The sequence below is a fragment of the Sporolituus thermophilus DSM 23256 genome, assembly GCF_900102435.1.
Classification (GTDB): Bacteria; Bacillota; Negativicutes; order Sporomusales; family Thermosinaceae; genus Thermosinus; species Thermosinus thermophilus.
Genome location: NZ_FNBU01000008.1, coordinates 107,125 through 115,048, shown reverse-complemented (window position 1 = coordinate 115,048; position 7,924 = coordinate 107,125). Strand labels below are relative to the sequence as shown.

Sequence of the window (7,924 nt, the reverse complement as noted above, 5' to 3'; positions counted from 1 at the left end):
CCAAGAGGCCACCTTTCTCAACCCGGGCATGCGCCCAGGTTGACACATTCGGTATTAGCACCACTTTCGCGGTGTTATCCCCATCTAGAAGGCAGGTTGTCTACGCGTTACTCACCCGTTCGCCACTGACTGATGTTCAACACCGATGACTCTAAGGTGTTGTGTTGGCACTTTTTTAACGCGTAAAGCTGCTTCGCAGCTTATGCGCTGCCGTCGTCTTTAACACCCTAAAATGCTCGGTGTTGAACATCAGTCCGTTCGACTTGCATGTGTTAGGCACGCCGCCAGCGTTCGTCCTGAGCCAGGATCAAACTCTCCAATAAAATTTATCTATTGGAGCCTGTCTAGGCTCATTGATATAAACCGGAATTATTTGCGCTTCTTTTTTAAGAAGCGCCGCACATCTGGCGTTTATTCTTACATTGTTCAGTTTTCAAGGAACACGGCGCGCCACTTATCAGCGACGCCGTTGATTATGTTAACACAACTTGTGTGCCGTGTCAACATCTTTTTTCTTGTTAATTTTTGTCGTTCGCCGCAGCGACGACTTTTTTATAATAGCACAACAAAAGTTGAATGTCAACATCACGCTGAACAATAAAAATAGCCGGTTGGCGCGTTAGCGAAGACAGCCATAACCGCTAATTTCATTAAAACAAAAACTAAACGCCTTCCTCGACGAATTTTCGCACCGCCGGCCCGTTTAAATAAGTGCACCGCTTACCTTGATAAGTATCGCGCTCTTCAAGGAGCTGTTCAATCTGCTCTTTGATTTTCCACCAGCCTGTCTGCCAGTTTGTAAACAGCGTATTAGTCTCGGGGGCGCGGCCAATCAGCCGCTGCACGACAATATCTGGATGGAGATACTCCAAAAAAGTTATAACCCGCTCAATATACTCCTCTTTACTGACCAGTGTCAGCTCCCCCTGCTCATACCATTTGGCCATGGGCGTCCCTTTAACGATATATAGGGCGTGAAGTTTTACTTGCTGGACCCCCAGCGCCGACAGGACTTTGGCATTTTCCACCACGTCGGCCATTTCATCCCAGGGAAGGTTCAAAATGAGGTGGGCGCAGACGTCGAAGCGGTACTGCTTGAGGCGAAGCACCGCATCGATAAATTCAGCCAGAGTATGCCCCCGGTTAATTTTGGCCAGCGAATGGTAGTTCACCGTCTGCAAACCTAGTTCCACTGTAATGTCTACGCCCCGGTCAGCTTTCACTCTGGCCATTGCCTCCAAATAGGCGTCGCTAATACAGTCAGGCCGGGTGGCAATAGCAATGCCCACGATATCAGGCTGGCATGCCTCCTCCAGATAAGCGGCAAAATCTTTTATCGGCAAATAGGTGTTGCTAAAGTTTTGAAAGTAGGCAATAAACTTATTAGCCTTGTACTTTGGCGCAATATGAGCTTTATTGGCCGCGATTTGCTCACTGACCGTCATGGATGCCGGCAGGTTTTCATAGCCGGCGCCAATTTCGCCGCAAAATACACACCCTCCCGTCCCGCACGTTCCGTCCCGGTTGGGACAAGTAACAGGCAAGCCAACCGGCAGCTTATATACTTTCGTCCCGTAACGCCGGCGTAAATAGTCCGAATAAACCCGGTAACGCATGACTTTATCCCCCTACATCCCAAAGTCATGAGGCTGCACAATCTGATAGTTTATTCTATCTTGCGCATAGCAAAATAGAATGACTGTCCTTTCTTCCCTCAGCTCGCCGCCGGCAAGGTAGTGCGGTATATTGATCTCAAAAACCTCGATATGGTAGTTTCGCTTAATTTCCCGCCAACTGGTGAAACAATAGTCAGGCAGATATCGACGGACGGTAGCTTCGTCCCGCCAAAACCTTGTCTTTACCTGTTCCCATTCATCGCCGTTCCAAGGTAAAAATTCAGGGCGCACACCGCCTTCACCCGCCAGGGCGTCGAACTTAAGCAATTGAAGGCAAATAGCATCATTCAACCGGTGATAACGGCAAAATTCGGCCACATATCCAAATACAGATTTGGCGCTGTGCGAAAAGCTATTCAAGCCCCGCTCTTCCCAATAAGACGCCAAATCGCCGTACAAACGAAAAGCATCACCGCTGTAGCAATCAACCAACCAGCGCAGCGTCGCCGGAAAACGACCGCTATTGTACGTTTGATTGAACACTTCCTCGAGGATTTGGAGCTTGCGCACTTCGCCATAAGTCAGATAATTGTTGGCTAGCACCTGATAGGGCGCCGTGTCCATAAATACATAACCATGCTGTCCGGCCCGCTGGCGAATGCCTGAACCTTTCAGCAGCTTGAGGAACCCGATTTGGAGCATATGAGGCTGTAGGGCATAGAGATCGTTAAACGACCGGCCAAAACGTTCGTATGTTTCATAAGGCAGACCGACAATAAGATCAAGATGCAGGTGAATATTAGCGTAAGAGCGCAGTTTAAGCACATTGCGGGCAATCCGGGACCAATCATTGCGCCGCTTTATTTCCGCAAGTGTAGGTTCATAAGTTGACTGAACGCCAATTTCAAACTGAAAGCGGCCGGGCGGTACCTGCGCCAGAAACGCCAGTACCTCATCATCCAAAATATCGGCCGCAATTTCAAAATGAAAATTAGTCCGGCAGTTCTGACGGGCCAAAAACTGCCACAAGGGAAAGTAATGTTCCTTTTTGGCATTAAAGGTGCGGTCGACAAATTTCACTTGTTTCACATCGTGACGAATAAAAAATTCCATATCACGATAGACGCGCTCTAAAGGGAAAAACCGTACCCCTGTGGTAGCGCTTGACAAACAATATTGGCAGGAAAAAGGACAGCCGCGGGAACTTTCGTAATAGATAATTTTATCCGCGAGCTGCGCCATATCTTCATCGCTATACGGAAAGGGAATACATGAAAGATCGTGCACAATCTGCGGACCACCATTGACCACTACCCGCCCCTCATGGCGATAGGCAAGCCCCTCGATTTGTGCCACGCCTTTGCCGCTTTGCAAAGAACAAAGCAGACGGTAGAGCGTTTCTTCGCCCTCGCCTTGTACGATATAATCAACCGCCGCATGACTAACCATCACCTCGGCGGGGTCGTAAGAAACTTCCGGTCCTCCCAGAACGATCGCCGTATCAGGGAGTACTTTCTTAATGAGACCCGCAAGCGTAAGCGTCATTTCGATGTTCCAGATATAGCAGGCCATACCGATAACGCCCGGCTTTTCCCGGTAGATATCACCGAGAATATCGAGCAGGCCGTTGTTTATGGAATATTCCTTTACCACTATGTCGGCGCATACCGGGCGGCAATATTCCCTTAAATACCGTAAGGCCAGAGATGAATGTATGTATTTTGCGTTAAGCGTTAGTAAAAGGACCTTCACCGCTAGTCCTCCCAGTGTCAAAGTATAGTCGTACATAGTAGTTTCCGCGCCTCCTAGGAAATATCCTTTAAGGAAGCCGACGCACCGTGTCGGATGCCAGTGCATAAAATAGAATGACTAAAAGGACTGGAAAGGAAGGGGAGGACATGCAGATTATCATAGATGGCCATAAAGTCCCCGTAAACCCCCGCGTTTCAAAAGACCTCCTAATTACCCTGAAGAGCATTGCAAGAAGCCTTCATTGGGGAATTCTATACGATACTAACCGCGAGATTGTGTACATCAATACCAAAAGCACCAGTGTGCCGGCACCGCCCCATGAGCGTCCCGCGCCTTCCCCCGCGGAGACAGAAAGCAACCGTCTGGCCGGCAAAACCATCTGCATCGACCCGGGCCACGGCGGCAGCGATCCAGGTGCTATTGGTCCAACGGGCACAATGGAAAAAGATAATACCCTGGCTATCGCCCTTTTGCTTTGCGATAAATTGGAAAAAAACGGCGCAACAGTCATTATGACCCGAGAAACTGACCGCGATGTCAGCACGCCGGACGCGTCAGTGGAAGTGGAACTGGGGGCCCGCGTCGATATTGCCAATGGCGCCGACGCCGACATCTTTATCAGCATCCATAACGACTCCTTTACCAATCCAACGGCAGCAGGCACGACCACATTCCATTATGGCCACCCCGAATCCATCCGGCTGGCCAACTGTATCCAAAAAAGCCTGGTAGAAGGACTCGGGACCCGCGATCGTGGCGTGCGGTTTGCCAGCTTTTTCGTCATCCGCTATACCAAGATGCCAGCAGTGCTGGTCGAAGTGGCGTTTATCACCAACCCTGAAGAAGAAGTCGTTCTGGCTAGTATTGACGGACGGTGTAAAGCGGCCGAAAGTATTTTCCAAGGAATTGTTAAGTATTTTAAAGTCTGACGCTGCCGGTATAAAGCTGCCGGTATAAAAAAGAATATTTCGCGGGTAAGCTATACAGGAGTTGCCGCCTTAATTGCCAATATTATACATGGTAACAGTTGAATCCAAAAAAGGAGCGTGTTGACTTAAACAATGACAAAGCTAATTCCTTTCTTAGCCGACGCCGTGTTCTTCCCAAGAGCCGCAGAAACGTCCGGCACAGCCGGTCTGCCGGCGAGGGAAGAAATCCCGGATAAATATAAGTGGCGCCTCGAAGATATTTATACCTCTGAAGAGCTCTGGGAACAGGACTATGCAAAACTAAAAAACAGCTTACCGCAATTGGCCGCTTATAAAGGACAATTGGCCCACTCGGCCCAAAACCTGCTTAAGTGCCTGAAAGCCAGGGATGAAGCCGGCATAACCGCCGGCAAACTATACGCCTATGCCAGAATGCGCCGGGACGAAAACTCAGCCAACGCTAAATATCAGGCTTTGACCGGCAAGACCGAGGCACTGCTGGCCGAAGTAGGAGCGGCAACAGCTTTCATTGAACCGGAAATTATCGCCATGCCGGAGGAGAAGCTGAACGAGTTCCGCCAGCAAGAAAAAGGACTGGCCGAATACAGCTTTTACTTTGACAATTTAATGCGCCAGAAAAAGCACGTCTTGTCTCCGGCGGAAGAAGAAATTCTCTCGCGCGCCAGTGAAGTTACCCAGGCGGCGGAAAACATTTTCAACATGCTTGCCCATGCCGATCTGCGATTCCCGCAGATCCAGGATGAAAGCGGTCAGACCGTCACACTTAGCGAGGGCCGCTTCCGCTCTTTTATCATGTCGCCTGATCGCCGGGTCCGCCAGGCGGCCTTCACCGGGCTATTCAATACGTATAAACAATTCCGTAATACCTTTGCCGCCACCTTGGGCGGCAGCGTGAAAAAGAATATTTTTTATAGCCGTACCCGTAAATATAATTCCGCGCTGGAAGCGGCGCTTGAACCTGATAACGTGCCGCTAGCGGTATACAATAACCTTATCGCTACCGTACACGAGCACCTACCGCTCCTGCACCGCTATGTCGCCTTAAAAAAGCAAGCCCTAAAGCTGGACGAAATTCATATGTACGACCTATATGTCCCGCTCGTCAGGGACGTTAGAATTACCGTATCGTATGACGAAGCTCTGCGAATGGTGCAGGAAGGTCTTAAGCCCCTTGGCGCGGAATACGGTGAAATTCTGAATAAAGGTCTCACATCCGGATGGATTGATGTTTACGAAAACCAAGGAAAACAGACCGGCGCCTATTCGTGGGGAACTTATGGCGTTCACCCTTTCGTCCTTCTCAACTACAACGACCGGTATGACGATGTTTCCACCCTCGCCCATGAAATGGGGCATGCCATTCATAGCTACTATAGTCAGGCCAACCAACCCTATGCCACCGCCTCCTATACCACCTTTACCGCCGAAGTCGCCTCTACAACCAACGAAATTCTGCTTATCGACCATATGCTGAAGGTAACGCATGACAAGCGGCAAAAGCTGTATTTCCTCAATCAATACCTCGAAGCCGTCCGGGGCACCGTTTACCGGCAAACTATGTTCGCCGAATTTGAGAAACATTTATATGAAAAAGCGGAAGACGGCGAAACGATCACGGCTGACATGCTGGATGACTTGTGGCGGGAGCTTAACCGCAAGTACTATGGCCCCGATATCGTAGTTGATGAGGAAATCGCCGTGGAGTGGGCCCGTATTCCCCATTTCTATTGGCATTTCTACGTTTACCAGTATGTTACCGGCTATTCGGCGGCAACCGCACTGGCTGAACAAATCCAGCGCGAAGGAGAACCCGCGCAAAAACGGTATATTGAATTTCTCAAGAGCGGCGGCTGCGATTACTCGATCAATATTCTTAAACGGGCCGGTGTTGATATGTCTTCACCGCAGCCAGTCGCCGTCACGCTGGCCAAGTTTGGCAAACGGCTGGATGAACTGGAAAAGTTATTAACGGCTATTGACAACGCCTAATCCGGCGCGTTATTATAAATTAACCGCGGAAATAATTGCGTCTTGGTTCGCTTGCGTAGTTTACGACTCAACCAACCGACCGGCAATTGTTTTGCGTAATATCAAGTCTAAAGGAGGTTGGTGAGCGATGACCTACCAAGACAAGGCGCTAACCTGCAAAGAATGTGGTACTGGCTTTGCTTTTACGGCAGCCGAGCAAGCTTTTTACGCCGAAAAAGGCTTTCGGAATGAACCTGCCCGTTGCCCTGAGTGCCGTAGTGCCCGCAAACAGGCGACCGGTCGTGGCCCTGCCGCTCGTCCGCAGCGTGAATTGTTTGCGGCCGTGTGCAGTGCTTGCGGTGTAACCACTCAGGTTCCCTTTAAGCCTACGGCTGGCAAACCGGTATATTGCCGCGATTGCTTCCAAGTCAATAAAAAATACTAAAAATAAGGCCGGATATTCCGGCCTTATTTGGTTTGCAATGAAATATGCCGCCGTTTGCCCCGCTAGGAGCCCGCGACGGCGCTGCCATCCCTTCTTGAACCAAGCGTTTAGAAACGCTTGGTTCCATTTTTTTCAAGGCGACGCCCTTCATATTTAAGCCATAGTTTAAAATAATAAAGCCTAGGGGGAATGTTATGCAAATTATCCCGCCGATGTTGGCCAAACCCGCCACTCTTCCCGCTGATGAAAAAGACTATGGCTTTGAAATTAAATGGGACGGTATCCGCGCCCTGATATATCTCGCTGGCGATAACCTGCGCATACTTAGCCGCAATTTAAAAGACATTACGCGCCAGTATCCTGAGCTGATACCGCTACCCCAAGCCTTGGCAGGACATTCCGTTATCCTGGATGGAGAAATTGTGGCGTTTGACATAAATGGACGCCCTTCCTTCGCCCGCTTGCAAAACCGCATGGGCCTGGCTTCAGACCGGACAATCGCCCGCAAAAGCGCTGAAATCCCTGCAACTTATATTATCTTTGACCTGCTGTACATAGACGGCCAATCAACTCTCTCCCTTCCTTACACCGAGCGGCGCCGATTGCTGGAAGAACTGGACCTTAACGGCCCTAGCTGGCAGACTCCGGCCTACAAGGTTGGACAAGGCCGGGAACTGCTGCTCGCCAGCCGACGCTTTGGGCTGGAAGGCATTGTCGCCAAAAAACTGGACAGCGTTTATCTGCCCGGCAAGCGGCCCGGCACCTGGCTGAAGATCAAAAATGTGCACCGCCAGGAATTCGTCATCGGTGGCTGGCTGCCTGGTCAAGGGACGCGAACCGGAATGATCGGCGCCCTGCTCCTGGGCTATTATGACCGGACACCGGGAGAAGCGGCAAAAGCCGGCCAACCACAGCGGCTGCTGTTTGCCGGCGCGGTGGGAACAGGCTTTAACCATACGACACTAAAAAAGCTCCAGCATCTTTTAAAACCGCTCGAGCAGGTCGAACCACCGTTTGCCAACCCACCGCCGCTCAAGGGGGCAATTTTCGTGCAGCCCGCATTAGTGGGCGAAATCGAATTTACCGAATGGACACCCGGCGGCACTCTTCGTCATCCATCCTTTAAAGGCCTCCGGAATGATAAAGACCCTCGCGATATTCAACGCGAAAACAAGGACTAAGCTAAAGGAGGT

At 50.4% G+C, this 7,924-nt stretch carries 6 protein-coding genes and 1 rRNA gene; 4 read left to right on the top strand and 3 right to left on the bottom strand.

Annotated features, from left to right (window positions below):
- The 3 genes from BLQ99_RS15050 to BLQ99_RS06670 all read right to left on the bottom strand — a co-directional run.
- Positions 1–323 (bottom strand): 16S ribosomal RNA (locus BLQ99_RS15050); the annotation flags it as partial.
- A gap of 339 nt (positions 324–662) precedes the next feature.
- On the bottom strand, positions 663–1,616 hold the full coding sequence (mnmL, locus tag BLQ99_RS06675; RefSeq protein ID WP_093689358.1) for a tRNA modification radical SAM protein MnmL/YtqA: 954 nt from the start codon (positions 1,614–1,616) through the stop codon (positions 663–665).
- Positions 1,617–1,628: 12 nt separating this feature from the next.
- On the bottom strand, positions 1,629–3,368 hold the full coding sequence (locus BLQ99_RS06670) for a B12-binding domain-containing radical SAM protein (protein ID WP_093689356.1): 1,740 nt from the start codon (positions 3,366–3,368) through the stop codon (positions 1,629–1,631).
- 146 nt (positions 3,369–3,514) lie between these two features.
- On the opposite strand from BLQ99_RS06670, the gene BLQ99_RS06665 reads away from it, so the two are divergent.
- The 4 genes from BLQ99_RS06665 (at position 3,515) to ligD (ending at position 7,912) form a co-directional block, all read left to right on the top strand.
- Positions 3,515–4,297 carry an N-acetylmuramoyl-L-alanine amidase family protein gene (locus BLQ99_RS06665; protein WP_093689354.1) on the top strand — a complete coding sequence of 261 codons (783 nt, stop codon included), beginning with the start codon at positions 3,515–3,517 and terminating at the stop codon, positions 4,295–4,297.
- 132 nt (positions 4,298–4,429) lie between these two features.
- Positions 4,430–6,307, top strand: coding sequence for an oligoendopeptidase F (gene pepF, locus BLQ99_RS06660; protein WP_171904617.1), 1,878 nt, complete (start codon positions 4,430–4,432; stop codon positions 6,305–6,307).
- Between the two features lie 127 nt (positions 6,308–6,434).
- Entirely contained in the window at positions 6,435–6,731 is a 297-nt protein-coding gene (locus BLQ99_RS06655; protein ID WP_093689352.1) for a zinc-ribbon domain containing protein, read from the top strand.
- 194 nt (positions 6,732–6,925) lie between these two features.
- Positions 6,926–7,912 carry a non-homologous end-joining DNA ligase gene (ligD, locus tag BLQ99_RS06645; RefSeq protein WP_093689348.1) on the top strand — a complete coding sequence of 329 codons (987 nt, stop codon included), beginning with the start codon at positions 6,926–6,928 and terminating at the stop codon, positions 7,910–7,912.
- Positions 7,913–7,924 lie beyond the last annotated feature (12 nt).